This window comes from Acidovorax sp. GW823-FHT05D11, from assembly GCF_058795695.1.
Genome location: NZ_CM179502.1, coordinates 3,435,604 through 3,458,007 on the forward strand (window position 1 = coordinate 3,435,604; position 22,404 = coordinate 3,458,007).

19 protein-coding genes and 1 pseudogene are annotated in these 22,404 nt (G+C 68.9%); 10 read left to right on the forward strand and 10 right to left on the reverse strand.

The window, feature by feature from the left end:
• The first annotated feature begins 56 nt into the window (after positions 1–56).
• Together AC3RCE_RS15965 and AC3RCE_RS15970 are read left to right on the forward strand one after the other, a co-directional pair.
• Positions 57–467: a diacylglycerol kinase gene (locus tag AC3RCE_RS15965; protein ID WP_218294492.1), complete on the forward strand. Its 411-nt coding sequence runs from the start codon at positions 57–59 to the stop codon at positions 465–467.
• Positions 460–1,053, forward strand: a complete 594-nt coding sequence (locus AC3RCE_RS15970; RefSeq protein WP_218294491.1) for an LOG family protein — start codon at positions 460–462, stop codon at positions 1,051–1,053. Before AC3RCE_RS15965 ends, AC3RCE_RS15970 begins: the two co-directional genes overlap by 8 nt.
• Before the next feature lie 178 nt (positions 1,054–1,231).
• Here the strand turns inward: AC3RCE_RS15970 and AC3RCE_RS15975 are convergent, their stop codons facing one another.
• Together AC3RCE_RS15975 and AC3RCE_RS15980 are read right to left on the reverse strand one after the other, a co-directional pair.
• Positions 1,232–1,570 carry a P-II family nitrogen regulator gene (locus AC3RCE_RS15975; RefSeq protein WP_218294490.1) on the reverse strand — a complete coding sequence of 113 codons (339 nt, stop codon included), beginning with the start codon at positions 1,568–1,570 and terminating at the stop codon, positions 1,232–1,234.
• A 55-nt stretch (positions 1,571–1,625) separates the two neighbouring features.
• Positions 1,626–3,284, reverse strand: coding sequence for an NAD+ synthase (locus AC3RCE_RS15980; RefSeq protein WP_492253452.1), 1,659 nt, complete (start codon positions 3,282–3,284; stop codon positions 1,626–1,628).
• Positions 3,285–3,364: 80 nt separating this feature from the next.
• Between AC3RCE_RS15980 and AC3RCE_RS15985 the strand changes: the two genes are divergently transcribed.
• A complete protein-coding gene (locus tag AC3RCE_RS15985; RefSeq protein WP_492253453.1) occupies positions 3,365–4,624 on the forward strand; it encodes a GNAT family N-acetyltransferase in 1,260 nt (419 codons plus the stop codon).
• A 426-nt stretch (positions 4,625–5,050) separates the two neighbouring features.
• Here the strand turns inward: AC3RCE_RS15985 and AC3RCE_RS15990 are convergent.
• Together AC3RCE_RS15990 and AC3RCE_RS15995 are read right to left on the reverse strand one after the other, a co-directional pair.
• A pseudogene (locus AC3RCE_RS15990) lies at positions 5,051–6,505 on the reverse strand (methyl-accepting chemotaxis protein); the annotation flags it as partial.
• Between the two features lie 289 nt (positions 6,506–6,794).
• A complete protein-coding gene (locus tag AC3RCE_RS15995) occupies positions 6,795–7,310 on the reverse strand; it encodes a chemotaxis protein CheW (protein WP_218298109.1) in 516 nt (171 codons plus the stop codon).
• 357 nt (positions 7,311–7,667) lie between these two features.
• On the opposite strand from AC3RCE_RS15995, the gene AC3RCE_RS16000 reads away from it, so the two are divergent.
• The gene (locus AC3RCE_RS16000; protein ID WP_492253454.1) at positions 7,668–8,474 is read left to right on the forward strand and encodes an alpha/beta hydrolase; all 807 of its coding nucleotides are present in this window, start codon (positions 7,668–7,670) and stop codon (positions 8,472–8,474) included.
• An 83-nt stretch (positions 8,475–8,557) separates the two neighbouring features.
• Here the strand turns inward: AC3RCE_RS16000 and AC3RCE_RS16005 are convergent, their stop codons facing one another.
• From AC3RCE_RS16005 to ppa, 3 genes are all read right to left on the reverse strand, one after another.
• Positions 8,558–10,435, reverse strand: a complete 1,878-nt coding sequence (locus AC3RCE_RS16005; protein WP_492253455.1) for a methyl-accepting chemotaxis protein — start codon at positions 10,433–10,435, stop codon at positions 8,558–8,560.
• A 244-nt stretch (positions 10,436–10,679) separates the two neighbouring features.
• Complete coding sequence (locus AC3RCE_RS16010; RefSeq protein WP_492253456.1) at positions 10,680–11,837, reverse strand: esterase-like activity of phytase family protein; 1,158 nt, start codon at positions 11,835–11,837, stop codon at positions 10,680–10,682.
• Positions 11,838–12,138: 301 nt separating this feature from the next.
• Entirely contained in the window at positions 12,139–12,678 is a 540-nt protein-coding gene (gene ppa, locus AC3RCE_RS16015) for an inorganic diphosphatase (protein ID WP_218297607.1), read from the reverse strand.
• Positions 12,679–12,946: 268 nt separating this feature from the next.
• On the opposite strand from ppa, the gene AC3RCE_RS16020 reads away from it, so the two are divergent.
• Both AC3RCE_RS16020 and AC3RCE_RS16025 read left to right on the forward strand, forming a co-directional pair.
• Entirely contained in the window at positions 12,947–15,028 is a 2,082-nt protein-coding gene (locus tag AC3RCE_RS16020) for a sodium-translocating pyrophosphatase (RefSeq protein WP_218341639.1), read from the forward strand.
• 114 nt (positions 15,029–15,142) lie between these two features.
• Positions 15,143–17,491, forward strand: coding sequence for a DUF1631 family protein (locus AC3RCE_RS16025; RefSeq protein WP_492253457.1), 2,349 nt, complete (start codon positions 15,143–15,145; stop codon positions 17,489–17,491).
• Positions 17,492–17,766: 275 nt separating this feature from the next.
• Here AC3RCE_RS16025 and AC3RCE_RS16030 read toward each other — a convergent pair whose 3' ends face one another.
• The 3 genes from AC3RCE_RS16030 to AC3RCE_RS16040 are packed head-to-tail and all read right to left on the reverse strand — an operon-like array spanning position 17,767 to position 20,255.
• Positions 17,767–19,182 (reverse strand): sensor histidine kinase, encoded by a 1,416-nt coding sequence (locus AC3RCE_RS16030; protein ID WP_492253458.1) that lies wholly within the window; start codon positions 19,180–19,182, stop codon positions 17,767–17,769.
• Complete coding sequence (locus AC3RCE_RS16035; protein ID WP_218297611.1) at positions 19,179–19,853, reverse strand: response regulator; 675 nt, start codon at positions 19,851–19,853, stop codon at positions 19,179–19,181. The genes AC3RCE_RS16030 and AC3RCE_RS16035 overlap by 4 nt, the downstream gene beginning before the upstream one ends.
• A gap of 6 nt (positions 19,854–19,859) precedes the next feature.
• Positions 19,860–20,255: a PepSY domain-containing protein gene (locus tag AC3RCE_RS16040; protein ID WP_492253459.1), complete on the reverse strand. Its 396-nt coding sequence runs from the start codon at positions 20,253–20,255 to the stop codon at positions 19,860–19,862.
• Positions 20,256–20,368: 113 nt separating this feature from the next.
• Between AC3RCE_RS16040 and AC3RCE_RS16045 the strand changes: the two genes are divergently transcribed.
• The 4 genes from AC3RCE_RS16045 to AC3RCE_RS16060 are packed head-to-tail and all read left to right on the forward strand — an operon-like array spanning position 20,369 to position 22,311.
• Complete coding sequence (locus AC3RCE_RS16045) at positions 20,369–20,773, forward strand: DUF1924 domain-containing protein (protein ID WP_492253460.1); 405 nt, start codon at positions 20,369–20,371, stop codon at positions 20,771–20,773.
• A 12-nt stretch (positions 20,774–20,785) separates the two neighbouring features.
• The gene (locus AC3RCE_RS16050; RefSeq protein ID WP_492253461.1) at positions 20,786–21,310 is read left to right on the forward strand and encodes a diheme cytochrome c; all 525 of its coding nucleotides are present in this window, start codon (positions 20,786–20,788) and stop codon (positions 21,308–21,310) included.
• A gap of 44 nt (positions 21,311–21,354) precedes the next feature.
• A complete protein-coding gene (locus tag AC3RCE_RS16055) occupies positions 21,355–22,110 on the forward strand; it encodes a cytochrome b/b6 domain-containing protein (protein WP_492253462.1) in 756 nt (251 codons plus the stop codon).
• A gap of 33 nt (positions 22,111–22,143) precedes the next feature.
• The gene (locus tag AC3RCE_RS16060) at positions 22,144–22,311 is read left to right on the forward strand and encodes a rubredoxin (RefSeq protein WP_492253463.1); all 168 of its coding nucleotides are present in this window, start codon (positions 22,144–22,146) and stop codon (positions 22,309–22,311) included.
• Positions 22,312–22,404 lie beyond the last annotated feature (93 nt).

Below are 22,404 nucleotides of genomic sequence, written 5' to 3' on the forward strand. Positions count from 1 at the left end.
CCCGCCACCCCTTCGCCGTGCCAGCTGTCACGCGGGTGCGAGACAATGCCCGGACCATGTCCCTATCTCCGCCGCAGCCCGTCGCGCCCGCCAACCCCCAGAAAGCCCGCTCGGGCCTGAACCGCATCTGGCACGCCGCTGGCTATTCGCTGGAAGGCCTGCGCGCGGGCTGGAACGAAAAGGCGTTCCGCCAGGAGGCCATTGCCGCCATGGTGCTGCTGCCCCTGTCGCTGTGGCTGGGGCGCAGCTGGGTGGAGGTGGCGCTGCTGGCAGGCTCTGTGGTGATCGTGATGATCGTGGAGCTGCTCAACACCGGCATCGAGACCGCCATCGACCGCATCGGCCCCGAATGGCACGACCTTTCAAAACGCGCCAAGGACATGGGCAGCGCCGCCGTGCTGCTGGCGCTGCTGCTGTGCATGGGCATCTGGGGCGCGGCTGTTTTTCAGAGGATCTTCCATGGTTGAACCGGCATTTTCAGTGTGTGTGTACTGCGGCTCGCGCCCTGGCGAGAACCCGGCCTTCGCCCAGGCCGCCAAGGCCGTGGGCCAGTGGATCGGCCAACGTGGCGGGCAGCTGGTGTATGGCGGTGGGCGCAGCGGGCTGATGGGCACGGTGGCCGAGGCCACCCGCGTGGCGGGCGGGCGCGTGGTGGGCGTGATTCCGCAGGCGCTGGTGGACAAGGAGCTGGCCAACCGCCTGTGCGACGAGCTTCACATCGTGCAGACCATGCACGAGCGCAAGGCGATGATGGCCGAGCGCAGCGACGCCTTCCTGGCCCTGCCCGGCGGCATCGGCACCTTCGAAGAGCTGTTCGAGGTGTGGACCTGGCGCCAGCTGGGCTACCACGACAAGCCGCTGGGCCTGCTCAATGTCGCGGGCTACTACGACGCGCTGATGGGCTTCCTGGACCACAGCGTGGCCAGCGGCTTCATGGGCGAATGGCAGATGGGACTGCTGCATGCGTCCGCCGACGCCGATGCGCTGCTGCGCACGCTGGTGCAGTCCGCCGGCCCCGGTCAGGCGCCGGTGCCGCTGCGTGCCGTGATCTGACGGCCGGGCCGCGCGGGTACGGGGTCACCCCCGCATCGCGCTGCCGGCAGCCACCCAACAAAACAAAAGCGAAAGGGGCGGTTTTCCGCCCCTTTCGCTTTGTGCCTTGTCCTTGTGTGTCTTGCGTGCCTTTTCCTTGCGGGAGCCCGTGCGGCCCCGGCCAGGCGGGCGCGACCCCTCAGACCGCGGCGTCGTCCAGGTCGCCGGTGCGGATGCGCACCACGCGCTCCACCGAGGTGACGAAGATCTTGCCGTCGCCGATCTTGCCCGTGCGCGCGACGCTCACGATGGCATCCACGCAGCGGTCCACGTCTTCGCTCTTCACGACGACCTCGACCTTCACCTTGGGCAGGAAGTCCACCACGTATTCAGCGCCCCGGTACAGCTCGGTGTGGCCCTTCTGGCGGCCAAAGCCCTTCACCTCGGTCACGGTGAGGCCGGTCACGCCACATTCAGCCAGGGCTTCGCGGACTTCTTCGAGCTTGAAGGGCTTGATGACGGCGGTGATCATTTTCATGGCGGGTCTCCTGGAGGATGTAAAAAATGGGGGCTGAAAGCGCAGCGCCGAAGCGTCACGCCCTGAATTTGCTGGTGATAGGGTAACGCCAGTCCTTGCCGAAGCTGCGGCGCGTGACGCGAATCCCTACGGGAGCCTGGCGGCGCTTGTACTCGTTGAGCTTGATGAGGCGCGTCACACGCTCCACATCGGCGCGCGCAAAACCGCTGGCGATGATGGACTCGATGGGCTCATCGTTCTCCATGTAGCGCGCCACGATGGCGTCCAGCACTTCGTAGGGCGGCAGGCTGTCCTGGTCTTTCTGGTCGGGGCGCAGCTCGGCGCTGGGCGGGCGGGTGATGATGCGCTCGGGAATGGGACTGGCGCCCGTGCCGTACGGATCGTTGGCGTTGCGCCAGCGCGCCAGGTCGAACACCCGTGTCTTGGCCACGTCCTTGATCACCGCGAAGCCACCCGCCATGTCGCCATACAGCGTGCAGTAGCCCGTGGACATCTCGCTCTTGTTGCCCGTGGTGAGCACGATGGCGCCGAACTTGTTGGACAGCGCCATGAGCAGCGTGCCCCGGATGCGCGCCTGCAGGTTTTCCTCGGTGGTGTCCTCGGCCAGTCCCGCGAAGTCGCTCGCCAGCGCGGCCTTGAAGGCCTCGAACTGCGGCTTGATGGAGATCTCGTCGTAGCGCACGCTCAGGCGCGCAGCCATGTCGCGCGCATCGATCCAGCTGATGTCGGCCGTGTAGGGCGACGGCATCATCACCGTGCGCACCTTGTCGGCGCCCAGCGCGTCCACGGCAATGGCCAGCACCAGGGCGGAGTCGATGCCGCCCGAGAGCCCCAGCAGCGCGCCCGGAAATCCGTTCTTGCCCACATAGTCCCGCACCCCCAGCACCAGGGCGTCCCACAGGTCCGCCTCCAGGCTTTTCTCCGGCGCGATGTCTGCTTCAATTTTGATAGCATCCTGCGCTTGCTGGACTTGCGCAAAGACCAGTTTTTCTTCAAACCCAGGACCACGCCCAGCCACCGAGCCGTCGGCGTTGAGCGCGAAAGATCGGCCCTCGAACACCACCTCGTCCTGCCCGCCCACCAGGTGGGCGTACACCAGCGGCAGGCCGGTCTCGGCCACGCGTTCGCGCATGGTCTGCTCGCGTTCGGCGCTCTTGCCCAGGTGGAAGGGCGATGCATTGATGACCGCCAGCAGCTGCGCGCCCGCGGCCGCCGCATCGTGCGCCGGCGCGGCGAACCAGGCGTCCTCGCAGACCAGCAGGCCCACCCGCACGCCCTCCACCTCGAACACGCAGGGCGCGCTGCCCGCCACGAAGTAGCGGCGCTCGTCGAACACCTGGTAGTTGGGCAGCTCGCGCTTGGCGTAGGTCTGCTCGATGCGGCCCTCGCGCAGCACGCTGGCGGCATTGAGGCAGGCGCTGAACGCAGGCGCATCGGGCGACACCGCCTGCGGATGGCCCAGCACGATGGCCAGGCCTTTCAACCCTGCCGTCTCGCGGGCCACGGTTTTCACGGCATCATCGCAGGCCGCGATGAAGGCCGGGCGCAGGAACAGGTCTTCGGCGGCATAGCCACAGATGGCGAGTTCGGGCGTGAGCAGCAGCCGGGCCCCCCGGGCATGGGCTTCGCGGGCCGCGGCAATGATCTTCTGCGCGTTCTGGGGCATGTCGCCCACGACAAAGTTGAGCTGCGCAGTGCAAATGGAGAGCGTCATGGAACTGGAATCGGCCCCTGCGGCCAGGTTGAATACCGCCACTGCGGACCCGCGGCACCGGGGGTGGAGCGGGGGATCGCATGGCTGAAGCCGCCATTATCGCCCGCGTACTCGCATCCCCGCTCGACGTCGGGGCCGACGCCTGGAACGCCCTGCTCGCCCGGCAGAGCCACCCCACGCCCTTCATGCGGCACGAATACCTGGCCGCCCTGCACGAAAGCGGCAGCGCCACGCCACGCACCGGCTGGGCCCCCCGGTTCATGACCCTGTGGGAGGACGGCACGCTGATCGCGGCCTGCCCCCTGTACCTCAAGAGCCATTCGTACGGAGAGTATGTGTTCGACTGGGCGTGGGCCAGCGCGTATGAGCAGCACGGCGTGCCGTACTACCCCAAGGCCGTCGTGGCCGTGCCTTTCACGCCCGTGCCCGGTACGCGCCTGATGGCGCGCGACGAGGCCACGCGCGCGCTGCTGGTGCAGGCCGTGTGCCAGTGGTGCGGGGAGGAAAACGTCTCTTCCGTGCATGTGCTGTTTGCCAGCGACGACGACGCGCGGACCTGCGCGGGGCGCGACCTGATGCTGCGGCACACCGTGCAATTCCACTGGAAGAACCAGGCTCCCGCGCCCGGCGGCGGGGACGGCTACCGCAGCTTCGACGAATTCCTCGCCAGCCTGTCCCAGGAAAAACGCAAGAAGATCCGCCAGGAACGCCGCCGCGTGGCCGATGCGGGCGTTACGTTCCGGTGGGCGCGCGGCACGGACATCCCGCAGGCGGACTGGGATTTCTTCTACCGCTGCTACGAGCGCACCTACCTCGAGCACGGCAACCCGCCCTACCTCACGCGCGACTTCTTCGCGCGCATGGCCGCGCAGCTGCCCGGCGCCTGGCTGCTGTTCATCGCCGAACGCAACGGGCGGCCCATTGCCAGCAGTCTGATAGCTGTCGGCACGGATTCATCAAGCGCCAGCGGCCCAAACACCCATGAACCCGTGGCGTATGGCCGCTACTGGGGGGCGCTGGAGCGCGTGGACTGCCTGCATTTCGAGGCCTGCTACTACCAGCCCCTGCAGTGGTGCATCGAACACGGCGCGCGGCGCTTTGAAGGCGGTGCCCAGGGTGAACACAAGATGGCCCGCGCGCTGCTGCCGGTGCAGGCCACCAGTGCCCACTGGCTGGCGCACCCGGCCTTCGCCGAAGCGGTGGAGCGGTTCCTGGCGCGCGAAAGCGAAGGCGTCCAGCACTACCTGGACGAACTGCAGGAGCGCAGCCCGTTCAGGCAGGCGCCGCCGGGGGCTGAGGCCAGGGCCGCCTTGGCTCCGCACGGCGCCGGCACGGGCTGAGGGAGGGGCCCCAGCCCCGTCTCCTTTCGGCCCCTTCCAGCCCGGGCGCCTGTCAGAAGCTCTCCCAGTCATCCTCCGCGCCCGCCGCCACGGGCTGCGGTGCAGGGGCCTTCGGCCTGGCCGCCGCGATGGAAGGTGGCCGCGCGGCGGGGCCGCCTTGCCGCCGGCGGGGCGCATCGCGGCACCCGCCGCCCGCAGGGCGGGCCGGGGCGGCGCCGCGACGGCGGCGGCAGCAGCGGCGGCCACGGGCCGGGACTGGTCGGACGAGAGCTTGAACACCGCCACCGCGCCCACCAGCGCCTGGGCCTGCTGGCTCAGGCTGCTGGCGGCCGCGGCCATTTCCTCCACCAGGGCCGCGTTCTGCTGCGTCACCTGGTCCATCTGCGTGATCGCCTCGCCCACCTGCGACACGCCCTGGCTCTGCTCGCTGCTGGCCGCGCTGATCTCGCCCATGATGTCCGTCACGCGGCGGATGGAGGACACCACCTCGGTCATGGTGACGCCGGCCTTGTCCACGAGCACCGAGCCCTGCTCCACGCGCTCCACGCTGGCGGTGATCAGGGCCTTGATCTCCTTGGCCGCCTCGGCGCTGCGCCCGGCCAGGCTGCGCACCTCGCCCGCCACCACGGCGAAGCCACGCCCCTGCTCGCCCGCGCGCGCCGCCTCCACCGCCGCGTTGAGCGCCAGGATGTTGGTCTGGAAGGCAATGCCGTCGATCACGCTGATGATGTCGGCGATCTTCTTGCTGCTGTCGTTGATGCCCTTCATGGTCTCGACCACCTCCGACACCACATCGCCGCCCTGCCCCGCCACGGTGGATGCGCTCATCGCAAGCTGGTTGGCCTGGCGCGCGTTGTCCGCGTTCTGCTTGACGGTGGAGCTGAGCTCCTCCATCGACGCCGCCGTCTCCTGCAGCGCGCTGGCCTGCTGTTCGGTGCGGCTGGACAGGTCGTTGTTGCCCGACGCAATCTCGGCACTGGCAGACGCCACACCCTGCGCATTCCCGCGGACCCCCGATACCACATGGGCCAGGTTGTCGCGCATGGTGGTCAGGCCGCCCAGCAGCAGGGAGATCTCGTCCCTGCCCCGCGCATCGATCGGCACCGTCAGGTCGCCCCGCGCCACCGAATCGGTGATCTGCACCGCATTGCCCAGGGCGCGCGATATCTGCCGGATCATGGCGCCGCCCATCAGCACCGCCAGCACGATGCCCAGCACGACGGCCGTGAGCGCGACGGCGCGAATCGCCTGAAAGCTCGATTCGGCCCGGTCGTACTCGGCCTTGGCCCGGTCCAGCTGCACCTGCATGAGCAGGCCCAGCACGTCCTGCAGCGGGTCGATGGCGGGGTACATCTCCTTGGCGGCGAACGCCGTCAGCGCCGCCGTGTCGCCCGAGCGGAAATGGCCGGTCAGCGTGTCGGCGGCCGCGTCGGCCTTGGCCTGCAGGGGCTTGAAGCGCTCGACCAGCTGGGCTTCCTCGGGCACGAGGTGCGTGGCCAGGTAGGCCTTCCAGTTGGTGTCGATCGCCTTGCGCGCATCGGCCACCGACTGCTGGCCCTGGGCAGGCGTCATGGCCCCGTCGCGCACCTTGTGCGCGGTATCGACCACGTTGACCGCATACATGTCCGCGACCACCTTGATCTGCTTGAGCGGCACCACCCGGTCGTCATACACCGACTTGAGCCCCGCGTTGGACTGCCCCATGCCGAACAGGCCCGCCGCGCCCACCAGCAAAACGAGCAGGCACAGCGCCGCCAGCAAGCCGGCGAGGCGCGTGGATATCTTGAACTGGCTCATGGCAGCGCTCCTGAAGTGGGGAAAGAGAAAGGGGACCGGGAACTGGACGGCAGCCCGGGGCGCCCGTCGAGGCGATGACGCCATGGCGCGCGCGGGCGAAGGAGAGCGGGATTGCGGGCGATGCGGGGCCCGTGCAGGCAGGCACCGCGCCACGGGCGGGCAGTGCGGGAATCAGCAGAGTCGGAGCCGCGAACCATGAGAGAACTCCCGGCGGAAGACCAACACGTCCCAAGGGCGGGCCCGCCGCCCTGGAACCGGTGCACGCGCACGGTCCGGGCCGGGGCCCCTGGCACCCAGCATAGCGCGTTCTGTTACGTTTGCGAACGCCGTGAGGGCGATAAACCACAGGCCCCCGCCGGGAGGCCTTGCGGGCCTACCTGGCGACCTGGGCGATCAGCCCGGTCTCCTCGCTGCTGAGCAGCGCCTCGATGTCCATCACGATCAGCGTGCGCTCGCCTAGGCTGGCAATCCCGGTGATGAAGGCCGGGTCCACATGGCCCTGGCGCTCGAACTGGGGGGCGGGCTTGATGAGGTCGGCGGTCAGCGAGGCCACGTCGGCCACGGCGTCCACGACCACGCCCACCACGGCCGTGCCGATGTCCAGGATGATGACCACCGTGAACTCGGTGTAGCTTGCCTCGGGGCACTGCAGCTTCAGGCGCAGGTCCAGGATGGGGACGATGCGCCCGCGCAGGTCGATCACTCCCTTGATGAAAACCGGGGAATGCGCCAGGCGCGTCGGCTGCTCGTAGGAGCGGATTTCCTGCACCCGCAGGATGTCGATGCCGTACTCCTCCGCCCCCAGCCGGAAGGTCAGGTACTCGCCCGCAGGCGCGGCGGCTGTCGACGCTGCTGCGTGACGGGACGAGGAGGCAGGGGCTGCGATCATGGCGCGGGCTTTCGGAAAGCAAGGGATGGAGGGGGCCGAGGAACGTCTGGACGGTCTCCCGCAGGCGGGGCGGGCCGCGCGGATGCGTGCGGGCGCGGGCACAGCAGCATAGCAGCCGGCGATGGCCAGGACCTGCCTCGCGGCGCGGGGCCCGCCGTCCCCGGGGCGCCAGCGCAGGCCTCGCGGCCTGGAATTGGAGAGCTAGCTCCATTCGGGCGCCCTGCCCGCCCGCGAAAAAATGCTACCGTCGCCCACGGTGCGCCGTGCGGCCCTTCCCTTCTTTTCCTGGAAGGCCCTGCACGGCACACCCGCAAGCCACACGACATGGCGCCCTGCTTTGTTTGAAATGATGAACCGATGCCCTTCTTCAGCAAGAAAGAAACCGATCCCGCCGACATCCCGCCGCCAGGCCTGCCGCTGCTGGCCCTGGAACTGCGGGCCCCTTGGGAGTTTGGCGCGGTGCTGCCCGCCTGGCTCGTGCTGCAGCGTGCCCCGCTGGGCGACGGCCACACGGTGATCGTGTTCCCCGGCCTCACGGCGGGGGATGCCACCACGGTTCCGCTGCGCCGCTACCTGGAGTCGCGCAACTACGAAACCCAGGGCTGGGGCCAGGGGTTGAACCTGGGCCCCAGGGACGGCGTGCTGGAAACCGCCAAGCGCCAGCTGCAGGAGGCCAGCGAGGCCAGCGGCGGCAAGGTGAGCCTGGTGGGCTGGAGCCTGGGCGGCATCTATGCGCGAGAGCTGGCCAAGGAAATGCCCGGCCTGGTGCGCTGCGTGGTGACCCTGGGCACGCCTTTCGCCGGCCCGCACACCTCCACGAACGCGTGGCGCATCTACCAGTTCGCCAGCGGCCGCAGCATCGAGCGCGAAACCGAGAGCTACAACCTGCCCGAGGCCCCGCCCGTACCCACCACCAGCATCTACTCGCGCACCGACGGCGTGGTGGCCTGGCGCGGCAGCATCCAGTCGCCAGCCGCGCACAACCCCCACACCGAGAACATCGAGGTGGTCGCCAGCCACTTCGGCATCGGCCTGAACCCCAGCGCCTGGTGGGCCGTGGCCGACCGGCTGGCACAGCCCCACGGGCCGGACGCCATGTGGCAGCCCTTCGAGCGGCCGGGCCTGCCGGGGCTTCAGCTGATCTACCCCGACCCGGAGCGCTGAGCCGTCCGCGCAAGAAAAAAAGCACGCCCGAGGACTCCTCCTCCCGCGTGCTTTGTTTTTGATAGCTGCCAGCGCTCGGGCATTCAGCGCTGGCGGCCTATTTGGCTTGCATTCTTCGCAGGCTCCCGCTCAAAAGCTTTCCCAATCGTCATCGCTGCCCGCCGGCGCGGCGGCGGCGGGCTTGGGGGCGGGCGGGGCCGCGGGCCGGGGGCTGGCAGGTGGGCGGCAGGGGCCGTGCCGTTGCGATGGCCATCCCGTGCCGCCGCCGTGCCGCCGCGCGGAGCCAGCGCGGGCGGCGGGGGTGCCGCCGCCACCCGCCGGGCCGCGGGCGCGGGCATGGCCGCGGCGGGGGGCCGCACCGGCGCCGCCGTTCCGGGCTGCGCCCCGGCCTCCAGCTTGAACACCGCCACCGCGTTCACCAGGTCTCCGGCCTGCGCATTGAGCGCGCTGGCGGCTGCCGCCATCTCTTCCACCAGGGCCGCGTTCTGCTGCGTGGCCTGGTCCATCTGCGTGACCGCCTCGCCCACCTGCGACACGCCCTGGCTCTGCTCGCTGCTGGCCGCGCTGATCTCGCCCATGATGTCCGTCACGCGGCGAATGGCCCCGACCACCTCGGTCATCGTGGCGCCCGCCTTGTCCACCAGCGCGGTGCCCTGTTCCACGCGCTCCACGCTGGTGCCGATCAGGGCCTTGATTTCCTTGGCGGCCTGCGCCGAGCGCCCGGCCAGGCTGCGCACCTCGCCGGCCACCACGGCGAAGCCCCGGCCCTGCTCGCCCGCGCGTGCCGCCTCCACCGCCGCGTTGAGCGCCAGGATGTTGGTCTGGAACGCGATGCCGTCGATCACGCTGATGATGTCGGCGATCTTGCGGCTGCTGTCGTTGATGCCCTTCATGGTGTCCACCACCTCGGCCACCACGTCGCCGCCCTGCTGGGCGACGGTGGAGGCGCTCATCGCCAGCTGGTTGGCCTGGCGCGCGTTGTCCGCGTTCTGGCGCACCGTGGAGCCCAGCTGTTCCATCGAGGCGGCCGTCTGCTGCAGCGCCGAGGCCTGCTGCTCGGTGCGGGCCGACAGGTCGTTGTTGCCCGAGGCGATCTGCGAGCTGGCCGAGGCCACGCCTTCGGCGTTGCCGCGCACGCCCGAGACCACGCGCGCCAGGCTGTGGCGCATCTCGCCCAGGGCGGTGAGCAGCTGGCCCATTTCATCCTTGCCGCCGGGCGGCACCTCGGAGGTGAGGTCGCCCCCGGCGATCGCGCGGGCGGCCTGCACGGCATGGCGCGCAGGGCCCGTCACGGCGCGGGTGATGCCGATGCCCAGCACCGCCGCCAGCGCCACGCACACCGCCAGCGTGCCCAGCACCCAGATACGCGCCAGCGAGAAGACCTGGTAGGCATCCTCCTTGGCCTGCTGCGCGGCCTCGGTGTTGATCTTCTGCAGCTCGCCCAGTGTCTCGGCGGTGGCCACGAACGCGGCCTCGGACTCGCCCGCATAGAGCATGCCCAGCGCGTCGCTCGTGAGCTCCAGGGTTTCGGTGGTGCTGAAGTCCACGTTCCGGGCGATGTCCATCAGCTTGGCCTGCAGCTCCACATAGGCGGCCTTGCGCTTCTTGTAGGCGCCGTAGACCTCGCGCTCCCTGGGGATGTCGATCAGGGCTTCGTACGTGGTTTCGACGCGGTCCAGGTCCTTGTGGCGCGCGGCCACCTGTTCGGAGAACGCCTTGACCTCGGCCGCGTTGCGCGCGGTGACCACCCCCGCCTCCGAGCGGCGCATGCGGTTGAGCAGCACCCGAAGTTCGCCGGTCTGGGACACGCTGGGCAGCAGGTTGGTGGCGATCTCGTCGGCATTGGCATGGATGCGCGACATCTGCACCAGCGCGATGGCGCCCAGCAAGGCCGTGAACAGCACCAGCGACAGGAATCCCACGCCCAGTTTGACGCCGATGCGCAGATCGGAAATTTTCATGAATCACCCTTCCGGAGGGCGCCGCCACGGCCGCCCCCATTTGTAACAAAATGCTGAGCCAGTCTATCAGTCCGGCGCGGCATCTTCTCTCAGGTGTTTCACGGTTTCGGCGTCCACGCCAGGCGCGGCCTGCGGCCGCAGCGGCCTCCAGACGCTTCCGATTCGATAGCTGCCCACGCTGTGCCGGCGGGCACCGGGCGGCCGCCGGGCGCCTCAACCGGGCGCCGCGCGCCGCTCCCAGGCGCTACTGCGGCAGCACCTCGAACACGATGAACTGGCTGGCCTGGGTGTCGGCCGTGAAGTTGTTGTCGGCCGCCAGCACGAGCGTGCGGTGGCCGTTGGGCAGCGTGTGGCCCCAGGTGATGGCCTCGATGTTGTCCAGCTTCACGCCCTGGTAGGCCAGCGGCATCTCCAGCAGCACCCGCCGCGTCATGGGCGCATAGGTGGCGCCCGCCAGGCGCGGGGTGCCGATCACATCGGTGGTGGCGCCGGTGATCTCGGTCCACACCAGGCGGATGGTGTTGCCCACGCCCGAGGCAAAGGCACGCTCCACCGCGATGAACTGGCCGTTGCCCACGGCCAGCAGGTCCGACAGGCCGTTGTCGGGCCCGAACGGCGCGCCCGGCGCCGCGTCCACCGGAATCGGGGGCAAGGCGTACGCGTACTGGCCCCGGGGCCGGCCGGTGCCTGGGTCGAAGGCCGTCACGCGCACCACGCTGCCGGCCTGCAGCGTGGTGAGGGGCCCGTCCTGGACCAGCGCGTCCTCGTTGGCCGCGTACACCGTGCCGTCGGGCGCCACCGCCAGCGCCTCGAAGACCTTGTTGCTGCGCGCGCCTTCCGTGGCGTTGTCCACGTAGCGGTACATGGCGGGCATCGCCAGTTCGCGCACGAAGGCTCCCTGGGCCGTCATCTGCCGCACGAACGGCTGGAAGCGGCTGGCGGCCGTGGGGCTCCAGTTGCCTTCCGAGGCCCAGTACAGGCTGCCGTCCGGTGCGGTGCGGATGGCTTCGGGGTCCACCGTGCGGGCCGTGGCGGGGAACGGCGTGCCGTCCTCGCGCAGCATGTTCGCCTGGCGGTTGATCTTGACCGTGACGTTGCCGCTGGCACCGTAGTCGATGCCCAGGTTGTAAAAGCGCGGCGTGCCCCGCTCGCCGCCCCGGTCGTCCGAGATCGCCCAGTAGCTGCCGTCCGCCGCCCGGTCCAGACCCGAGATGCCGCCGAACTCGACCCCTTCGAACACCGTGCCCGTGGGCAGTGACGCACTGCCCAGCAGCCGCAGCGAGGCAATGGGCTGTGCGCGGCCATCGTCACCATTGCCGCCGCAGCCCGCCAATGCAGCCGCCATCGCCACGGCGGTTGCCACGCCCACGGCCATGCGCCGCCATGAATGCACCAGTGCCATCGCCGCCGCTCCCGCCCTGCCGGGCCGTTGATTGAATGGAATGAATGAATGAACCAGGAAAGCGCCAGAGCCTAGGGCGGCCGTGTTGCGGGACCATGACAGACGGGACCGGGCGCGGCAGACCGGCACCGCGCAGGCGTGCCGCCCCCCGGCCATGAAAAAAGCGCACAGGCCAGGAACCTGTGCGCTTTCACCAATTGCTTCTATTTTGATAGCTGCCAGCGATTTACCATCAATCGCTGGCGGCCTCCACGGCCTCCAATCCGGCACGAACGGCCGGTGCGGAGGCCGGGTGCGGGAATCAGGCGTTGCCGGACTTCTTGTAGGCCTCGATGCCGTCCGTGATTTCCTTCTTGGCGGCGTCCAGGCCTTCCCAGCCCAGCACCTTGACCCACTTGCCCTTTTCCAGGTCCTTGTAGTGCTCGAAGAAATGGGCGATGGCGTTGCGGCGCATGGCGTTCACGTCGTCGATGGTCTTCCAGTGGTCATACATGGGCAGCACCTTGGAGGTGGGCACGGCGATGACCTTGCCGTCCACGCCGGCCTCGTCTTCCATCATCAGGATGCCCAGCGGGCGGCAGGGCACGACAACACCGGGGAACAGGGGGTAAGGCGTGATCACCAGCACATCCACCGGGTCGCCGTCGCCCGACAGCGTCTGCGGCACGTAGCCGTAGTTCGTGGGGTAGTGCATGGCCGTGGTCATGAAACGGTCCACGAAAATGGCGCCCGATTCCTTGTCCACTTCGTACTTGATCGGGTCGGCGTTCATCGGGATTTCGATGACGACATTGAAGGCGTCGGGGACGTTCTTGCCTGGGGGGACGTTGTTGAGGGACATGTCTTTGGATAGTGGTTTGAAAACGATAACCCGCGAGGCATCCGGCGCTGACGCAGCGCAATGAAGCGTCGGGATTAACCCTGATTTTAGGCGCACGCCCCTTTCTGCCCGCTTGCAAACCGGCGTTTGCCTGTAAATTGGGCCCGTTGGCCAATCGACTCCTGCCGCGAAATGCCCAGGGAGCACGAGGAAGCAACGCAACGGAAGCACCACCGTCCCGCGTTGTGATGTTTCCTTCCGTGCAACTGAATATTTCAAGGAGTGACGAATGGCTGGAAATACAGCGCTGACTGCCCCTCTGATACTGGCTCTGGTTTGCGGATTGATTGCGGTGGCCTATGGCATCTGGGCCCGGGGATGGATCCTGGCCAAGGACCCCGGCAACGCCCGCATGCAGGAGATCGCCGCCGCCATCCAGGCCGGCGCCGCCGCCTACCTCGCCCGCCAGTACAAGACCATCGCCATCGTCGGCGTGGTGCTGGCGGTTCTCATCGGCATCTTTCTGGACGGCACCACGGCCGTGGGCTTCGTGGTGGGCGCGGTGCTCTCGGGCGCCTGCGGCTTCATCGGCATGAACGTGTCGGTGCGCGCCAACGTGCGCACGGCGCAGGCCGCCACGCACGGCATCGGCCCGGCGCTGGACGTGGCGTTCCGTGGCGGCGCCATCACCGGCATGCTGGTGGTGGGGCTGGGGCTGCTGGGCGTCACGGGCTTTTACTGGTTCCTGGCGGGCAACGGCAACCTCACGCCCACGGCCAACCTGGCCAATCTGCTCAACCCGCTGATCGGCTTTGCGTTCGGCTCGTCGCTGATCTCGATCTTCGCGCGGCTCGGTGGCGGCATCTTCACCAAGGGCGCCGACGTGGGCGCCGACCTGGTGGGCAAGGTGGAGGCCGGCATCCCTGAAGACGACCCGCGCAACCCCGCCGTGATCGCCGACAACGTGGGCGACAACGTGGGCGACTGCGCCGGCATGGCGGCCGACCTGTTCGAGACCTATGCGGTGACGCTGATCGCCACCATGGTTCTGGGCGCGCTGCTGGTGGCGGCGGCTCCGGTCAATGCCGTGGTGTACCCGCTGGCGCTGGGCGCCGTGTCCATCGTGGCGTCCATCATCGGCTGCTTCTTCGTCAAGGCCTCGCCCGGCATGAAGAACGTGATGCCCGCGCTGTACAAGGGCCTGGCGATCGCGGGCGTGCTGTCGCTCATCGCCTTCTACTTCGTCACGGTGTGGATCATGCCGGACAACGCCATCATGGCCAGCGGCAGCCAGATGCGCCTGTTTGGCGCCTGCTTCACCGGGCTGGCGCTGACGGCTGCGCTGGTCTGGATCACCGAGTTCTACACCGGCACGCAGTATTCGCCCGTGCAGCACATCGCGCAGGCCTCGACCACCGGGCACGGCACCAACATCATCGCGGGCCTGGGCGTATCGATGCGATCCACCGCCTGGCCGGTGATCTTCGTGTGCCTGGCCATCCTCTCGGCCTACCAGCTCGCGGGCCTGTACGGCATTGCGGTGGCGGCCATGTCCATGCTGTCCATGGCGGGCATCGTGGTGGCGCTGGACGCCTACGGCCCCATCACCGACAACGCCGGCGGCATCGCCGAGATGGCAGAGCTGCCCAGCAGCGTGCGCGACATCACCGACCCGCTGGACGCCGTGGGCAACACCACCAAGGCCGTGACCAAGGGCTATGCGATCGGCTCGGCCGGCCTGGCCGCGCTGGTGCTGTTCGCCGACTACACGCACAAGCTCGAGAGCTACGGCCGCGCCATCACGTTCGACCTGTCCGACCCGCTGGTCATCATCGGCCTGTTCATCGGCGGCCTGATCCCCTACCTGTTCGGCGCCATGGCCATGGAGGCCGTGGGCCGCGCGGCCGGCGCCGTGGTGGTGGAGGTGCGCCGCCAGTTCAACACCATCCCCGGCATCATGGACGGCACAGGCAAGCCCGAGTACGGCAAGGCCGTGGACATGCTGACCACCGCCGCCATCAAGGAGATGGTGATCCCCAGCCTGCTGCCCGTGGTCGTGCCCATCGTGGTGGGCCTGCTGCTGGGGCCCAAGGCGCTGGGCGGCTTGCTCATGGGCACCATCGTCACCGGCCTGTTCGTGGCCATCAGCATGTGCACCGGCGGCGGCGCCTGGGACAATGCCAAGAAATACATCGAGGACGGCCACCACGGCGGCAAGGGCAGCGAGGCCCACAAGGCCGCCGTGACCGGCGATACCGTGGGCGACCCCTACAAGGACACCGCCGGCCCGGCCATCAACCCGCTGATCAAGATCATCAACATCGTGGCGCTGCTGATCGTGCCGCTGGTGGTCAAGTTCCACGGCGGGTAGGTCGCCCGCGCCAGGCAGTCACCAGGCCTGACCCGCCTGGAATAGAGGGCAACCAGGGGCTTCGGCCCCTTTTTGCCGCGTACCATGATGGCTACCGGTATCTCTTCAGAGAAGATGGCCTTGAAACACACCGCATCGTCCGCCCCTGCCCCCTCCGACAGCCACGCCACGCCGTACCAGCGCATCGTGCACGGCGTGGTGGCGGAGTCCAGGCACCTGATGGAGCGCGTCGCCGAGGCCGCGCGCATGTCCCTGCAGGCGCGCCTGGACACCGCCCGCACCCCCGGCGAGCACCATGCCATGCTGGAAGCACGGCAGCAGCTCTCGCGGCTGGCCTTCGTGATGAGCGAGCGCTATCCCGACGCGCTGCGCAAGGCGCTCGACCAGGAAACCACGCGCAAGGATGAAAAATCCTCGCGCTCCCTGTTCACCGTCCATTTCGATGAACTCGAACTGATGGACGAGTCGCAGATCAGCGAAAGCGTCGAGCGTGCCCGTGCCCGCCAGATCCTGATCTCCGCCGTCGAGGGGCCGCTGGCCGACCTGGACGCCCTGGTGTGCGCGGCGCAGGGGCTGCCGAAAGTGCTGCCCGACCAGAACCCCCTGCGCCCCGAGGTCTTCCTGCAGGCGCTGCAGGCCGTGGTGTCGCAGATGCAGGTCACGGACCAGGTGCGGCACGACTGGATGGGGCACCTGGCGCAGGCGCTGGGTACAGAGCTGCGCGGGCTGTACCTCGCCCAGACCGCGCAGCTGCGGCAAAGCGGCGTGCAGCCCGTGGGCTACGCCATGCGCCAGGCCGACGGCCAGGTCGTCTATGTCGCGCCGGCCGAGGGCGGCGCGTCCCCCGGCTTCGCCGCCGACACCGACCTGTCCGCCTCGGGGGGGGCTGCCGACCCGCTGCTCACGCTCGACCGCCTGCGCCGGCTCCTGCTGGGCGAACTCAGCGACAAGCCCGCCCCGGTACCGGAGCACGGGCCTGCGCCCCAGGAGAACTTCGCCGAGCGGTTCGCGCGCGAGTTCGAGAACCCCGACCAGCTTCCGGCGCTCGATCCACCCCCCACGGATTTCGCCATCACCGTGCCCGCCGCCTTCGAGGCACTGCAGGAGATGAACCAGGTCGGCCACATGATGGAGCGCCTGGGAAACCAGCGCCCTCCGGCGGGCGGCGGCGAGGGAGCGAGCTCCGCGGCCACGCCGCGCCGGCACGCCAGCGGGCTCGGTCAGGCCCTGAGCATGGAGGTGGTCGCGCTGATGGTGGACAACATCGCGCGCGACAGCCGGCTGCTGTGGCCCGTGCAGCAGTTCGTGCGGGCGCTGGAGCCCGCGCTGATGCAGCTGGCGCTGGCCGACCCCCGTTTCTTCAGCCACAAGGAGCATTCCGCGCGCCGCCTGCTGCAGGACATCACCGACCGCAGCCTCGCCTTCAACAGCACCGAGGCGCCCGGTTTCCAGAGCTTCATGCGGTCGCTCATGAACATTGCGGGCCCGCTGGCCACGGCCACCATCGAGAGCCCCCACGATTTCGAGCAGGTGCTGCAGCAGCTGCACGCCAAATGGGAGCAGAAGGAGCAGGCGGGCAAGCAGGAGCGCTTGCGCGCCATCGAGGCGCTGCAGCACGCGGAGCAGCGCCACCTCCTGGCGGCCAAGATATCGCGCGACATCTGGCTGCTGCCCGACATCGGAAAGGTTCCCGACGCCATCTCCCGCTTCCTGCTCGGCCCCTGGGCCAAGGTCATGGCCGAGGCGCGCCTGGCCGACAAGACCGGCAGCACCGACCCGGGCCGCTACCAGGAAGTGGTGGAGGCGCTCATCTGGAGCGCGCAGCCCGAGCTGACGCGCATGAACACGGGCCAGCTCGCGCGCCTGCTTCCCAAGCTGCTGGCCAAGCTGCGCGAGGGGCTGGCGTCCATCGACTACCCCCCGGACCGGACCGAGGCCGTCTTCGCGCTGCTGATGCAGCTGCACCAGCAGGCCTTCAAGCCCACGCCGAGGCCGGCCGCTGCGCCGCCCGCGCCCTGCGCACCGCCCGCCGAGGCGAAGGCGGCGGCGCCAGCGCAGCCCGCCCCCCTCGAGGACGAAGAGCCCTGGGTCGCGCCCTCCGAAGCCAGGGAGTCGGGCTTCATGGAATCCTCGCAGTCTCCCGAGTCCGAGAGGCCGGAGCCCGTGCCGGCGCCCGAGGCGGGCGAGGCGCCGGGCATCCCCCCGCTGGCCATCGGCAGCTGGGTGAACCTGCTGGTCGCAGGCAAGTGGGAGCGGACCCAGCTGTCGTGGATCGGCTCGAACGGAACCTTCTTCCTTTTCACCAGCGCCTCCGGCCACACCCAGTCGATGACCCTGCGGCTGGTGGACCGGCTCATCCAGCAAGGCGCCCTGCACGTGCTCTCCCAGCAGACCGTGGTGGACGGCGCGCTGGATGCCGTGGCACAGATCGCCATGCGCAACAGCGTGGAGAGCAGGCTCTGACCGCTCCTGAGTCAAGAGCAGCCAACGCATATTTCACAAGCGCTGAGGGCTTTCTTGCCTGCCACCGCGCGGCGAGCCGCGCCGTCCGGCCGCCCAAGGTCCCAAATATCGTGGCACGGCCTATCGTTCCCCTGATGGTCAAACGCCACGGCGGGTGATAGGCTCTCCACGTCCAGTCCAAGGCTTTGCGACATTCGAGAGATCGAGGGGATTTGTCAGGGCCTTAGCCCGCTTCGGCGGGCTTTTTTACGCCGGTGCCGCTCCAGCAGGCCTTTTTACACAGCCTCCCGCGCGGCGGGCAACGCAAGCACCACCCGCAGGCCGCCCAGGTCGGCCGGCTCCAGATCCAGCCGCCCGCCGTAGATGGCCGCCAGGTCCTGCACGATGGCAAGGCCCAGCCCCGTGCCTGGCACCGTCTCGTCCAGCCGCACGCCACGTTCCACAGCCTGCGCACGCTGCGCGGCACCGATGCCGGGGCCGTCATCCTCGACACTGACAACAACCTGTGGCTGCCGCCCGCCGAGGGCCTGCGCCTGCAGCCGCACGGTGGACTGCGCCCATTTGCAGGCGTTGTCCAACAGGTTGCCCAGCATTTCCTGCAGATCCTGCGCCTCGCCTGCAAAGAACAGCGGAGCATCGGGCAGCGCTACCCTGATGTCCAGGCCCCTCCCGGCATGCACCTTGTTCATGACACGCACCAGTCCGCCCAACACCGGCTCCAGCGCCGTGCGCTGGCCGGGCAGGCGCGCCGATGCGGCCAAGCGTGACCGTGCCAGGTGCCAGTCGATGTGGCGCCGCGCGACCCGCACCTGGTCGTGCACCAGCGCCGCCAGCGCGCCCCCATCATCGGATGGTGGAGCGCGCGCCGCGTTCTCCAGCACGGTCAGCGGTGTTTTCAAGGCGTGCGCCAGATTGCCCGCCTGGGTGCGCGCGCGTTCCACCACCTCGGCATTGCGGCCCAGAACGGCGTTGAAGTCATCCACCAGCGGCTGCACCTCGACAGGGAATGCGCCCTGCAGCTGGGTGGCCCGCGCCTGCTGCACATCCAGCAAACCCCGCTGCAGCGCCCGCAAGGGCTTGAGCCCCACCGCCACCTGGGCCCAGGCGGCCGCTGCCAGCAGCACCAGCAGCGCAGCCAGCGACAGCGCCAGCACGCGCGTGAAGCGCGCGGTGGCCGCCTGCGTGGCCTGCAGATCGGCCGCCACGATCAGGCGCCAGCGCGCCGTTTCCGCGCCCTCGGCACGCACCGAGCGCTCCAGCACCAGCAACGGCGCGCCCTGCGGGCCAGCCACTTCATGCACATGCACGGCGCCATCGGTCAGCGCATCCACCTGCAAGGCCAGGCTGGTGTCCCACAACGAGCGCGAACGCAGCACCCCGGCACGGCCGTGTCCATCGGGGGCCATGGCGTCCACCTGCCAGTACAGGCCGGAATAGGGTTTGAGCCAGCGCGGGTCCGACAGCGCCTGCGCAGCGATCGCCGGCCGGCCCTGGGCATCAAACTCCAGGCGCGCCGTGACCTGGTCCAGCTGCTGCAGGAGGGCCGCCTCGAACTGGCGCCGCACATGCTCGCGGAACAGCCCGCTGAGCACCACGCCAGCCAGCACCACGGCCACCGCCACCCCCGCGACCGTCACGGCCAGCAGCCGAAACCGCAGGGAGCGCGACCAGTGCAGACCGCTCCAGCTCATGGCGGCACCAGGCGGTAGCCCATGCCGCGCACCGTCTCGATACGCGCAGCGTGGACCGACAGCGAATGCAGCTTTTTTCGCAAGCGCCCCACAAAGACTTCGATGGTGTTGGAGTCCCGGTCAAAGTCCTGTGCGTAGATGTGTTCGGTCAGCTCGGCGCGCGATACCAGCACGCCGGGCCGGTGCATGAGGTACGCAAGCACCTTGTACTCATGCGCCGTCAGCGCCACGGGCTGGCCCGCGCAGGTCACACGGCCACTGCGGGTGTCCAGCGACCAGTCGCCACACTGCAGCACCGCCGACGCCAGCCCGCTGGCGCGGCGGATGAGTGCACGCAGGCGCGCCAGCAGTTCTTCCTGGTGAAATGGTTTGGTCAGGTAGTCATCGGCACCGGCGTCGATACCCGCCACCTTTTCGTGCCAGTTGTCCCGCGCGGTGAGGATCAGCACCGGCATGTTGCGCCCCTCGGCCCGCCAGCGCTTGAGCACCGTGAGCCCGTCCACCACCGGCAGGCCCAGGTCCAGCACCACGGCATCCACCGCCTCGGTGTCGCCCAGAAACTGCGCGTCGCGCCCGTTGTCGGCTTCGTCCACGGTGTAGCCAGCGCCGTGCAGCGCCGTGCGCAGCTGGGCGCGCAGCAGCGTGTCGTCTTCTACCAGGAGGATGCGCATGGATGGCTAATTGCGAGGCCGCTCTTGCCGGTGCTCTCGGCCGGTGCGTTGATCGTCGCGCGATTTGATGCGCAATACCTCGGACGTTCGCGCATCCAGCTTGACCTTGGTCAACTGCCCCGCAGGTGTGAGCAGCTTGATCTCGTAAATCCAGCGATCCCGCTCCTGCTCCAGCTCCACTTCCAGCACCTGGCCGGGCACTTCGCGCTGCAGACGCTCCAGCACCACGGGCAACGGCAGCACCTGGCCCGCCTGCACGGCCTGCCGGGCGCGGTCGTGGTCTTCCTTGCCGCTGGCCAGAGCGTGTGGCGTAGCCAGCGCAGCGGCCCACAGCACACACGCCGCCACGTCCAGGCGCGCAACCCGGCAGCTTGTGGAGGCACAGTAGGGGATGGAAACCATGGGTGCATTGTCCTGTGCGGTGTCTGAACGGCCGATGAACAGCCCTTTCACGCCCCGTTCAGGCAGCCATTTCAACAATGGCTGCACACGAAACAACCCACAAGGACAACACAATGCCCGCCCTCCGCACGCTGGCACTGACTGCGCTCTGCGCAATGGCGGCCACCAACATCAGCCACGCCGCAGACACCACCGCCGCCCGGCAGCTCGCGCACTGGAGCGCACAGGCCGGCAGCCCGGGCCACGCCGACAGGGGCAAGGTGTTCTTCACCACCCGACATGGCGGCGAGTGGTCTTGCGCCTCGTGCCACGGCACGCCACCCACCACGCAGGGCAAACATGCCAGCACCGGCAAGTCGATCGCACCCCTGGCCCCCGCCTTCAACCCCAGGGCCTTCACCGACACCGCCAAGATCGACAAGTGGTTTCGCCGCAACTGCAACGACGTGCTGAGCCGCGAATGCACAGCGATCGAGAAGGCCGATGTGCTGGCCTACCTCAACGCTCTCAAGCCCTGAAGCCATCGCATCATGAAGAAATCTGTTCCCCTCCGCCCGGCGGCCATGGCCGCCGCCGTGTGCGCGCTGACCCTGCTGTCGCTCTCCAGCGCCCGTGCGGAAGGCGGGAGGGCCATGCCCCGCAACATGCCCGCCGCCTACACGCAGGAATGCGCGGCCTGCCACACCGCCTACCCACCCGGTCTGCTGCCCGCCGCATCGTGGAACCGCGTGATGACGGGCCTCGACAAACACTACGGCACCGACGCATCGCTGGACGCGGCCGCCGTGCGCCAGCTCAACCAGTGGCTGCAGGCCCACGCAGGTACCTACAAGCGCGTGAACGAGGAGCCCACGGAGGACCGCATCACCCGCTCGACGTGGTTTGAACGCAAGCACCGAAGGATTGCCTCCGCCACCTGGAAGCTCGCCAGCGTGAAAAGCGCCGCCAACTGCGCGGCCTGCCACACGGGCGCGGACCAGGGGCGGTTTGATGAACACAACCTGCGCATGCCGGCGGGGCTCGATCCCCGATCGCGCCGCGCATGGAACGACTGACCGCCACGGACAGAAACCTTCGGCGTCCCCACCAGGAGAACACGATGAACAACACCCCGTCCCTTCACCCTGCCAGCACCACGGCGCAGCCAGCCCCTGCCAAGGCCTCCGGCCGCCGGGTGACCGATGCGCCCACGCGCATGTTCCACTGGCTGTTCGCACTGTGCTTTGCGGGGGCCTACGCCACGGCCGACGGTGAACACTGGCGTCTGCTGCACGTCACGCTGGGCTACACCATGGCGGGCCTGCTGGGCTTTCGCTTGCTGTACGGCATCTTCGGGCCACGCACATCGGGCCTGGGCCTGCTGTGGCGCAAGCTGGCGGGGGCCCCGGCATGGCTGCGCACCCTGCCCCAGGCCACGTCGATCGCAGGGATCAACTGGCGCCAGGGCCAGAACCTGCTGATGGCGCTGGCCATCGTCTTGCTGCTGGCGCTGGTCGTGCCCCTCACGCTCAGCGGCTATGCCACGTACAACGACTGGGGCGAAGCGCTGGGTGGCGACTGGATGGAAGAAGTGCATGAGTTTGTTGGAAACGCCTTGCTCTTGGTGGTGCTGGCTCACATCGCACTGATTGCAGGCTTGAGCGTCCTGCGGCGCAAGAACCAGGCAATGCCCATGCTGACCGGCCGGGTGGAGGGCAAGGGGCCGGACCTGGTCCCCAAGAACCGCGCCTGGCTGGCCGCCCTGCTGCTGATCGCAGCCCTGGCCTTCGGCGCCCGGCAATGGCAGCAGTCACCCAGCGGCTGGACCGCCGGCAGCACATCGGCCCAGCGCCAGCAGCAGCACGAGGACGACTGAGCCACGGCAACCACCACCGAAGGAAACCATCCCATGAAAATCTACATGTGCGTCGTCTGCGGGTGGATCCATGACGAAGCCGCTGGCAGGCCCGAAGACGGGTTGGCGCCCGGCACCTGCTGGGCCGACGTGCCCGAGGACTGGCGCTGCCCCGAGTGCAATGTCGGCAAAGCGGACTTTGTGATGTGCGAGGTGCGATGAAGGCAGATCGGGTGCGGCGCACTGCGCTGCGTCAGGGACGCAGACACCTGCGCGCGGTATAACAGTTGCACCGTTGCAGCCCTCTGTACAACG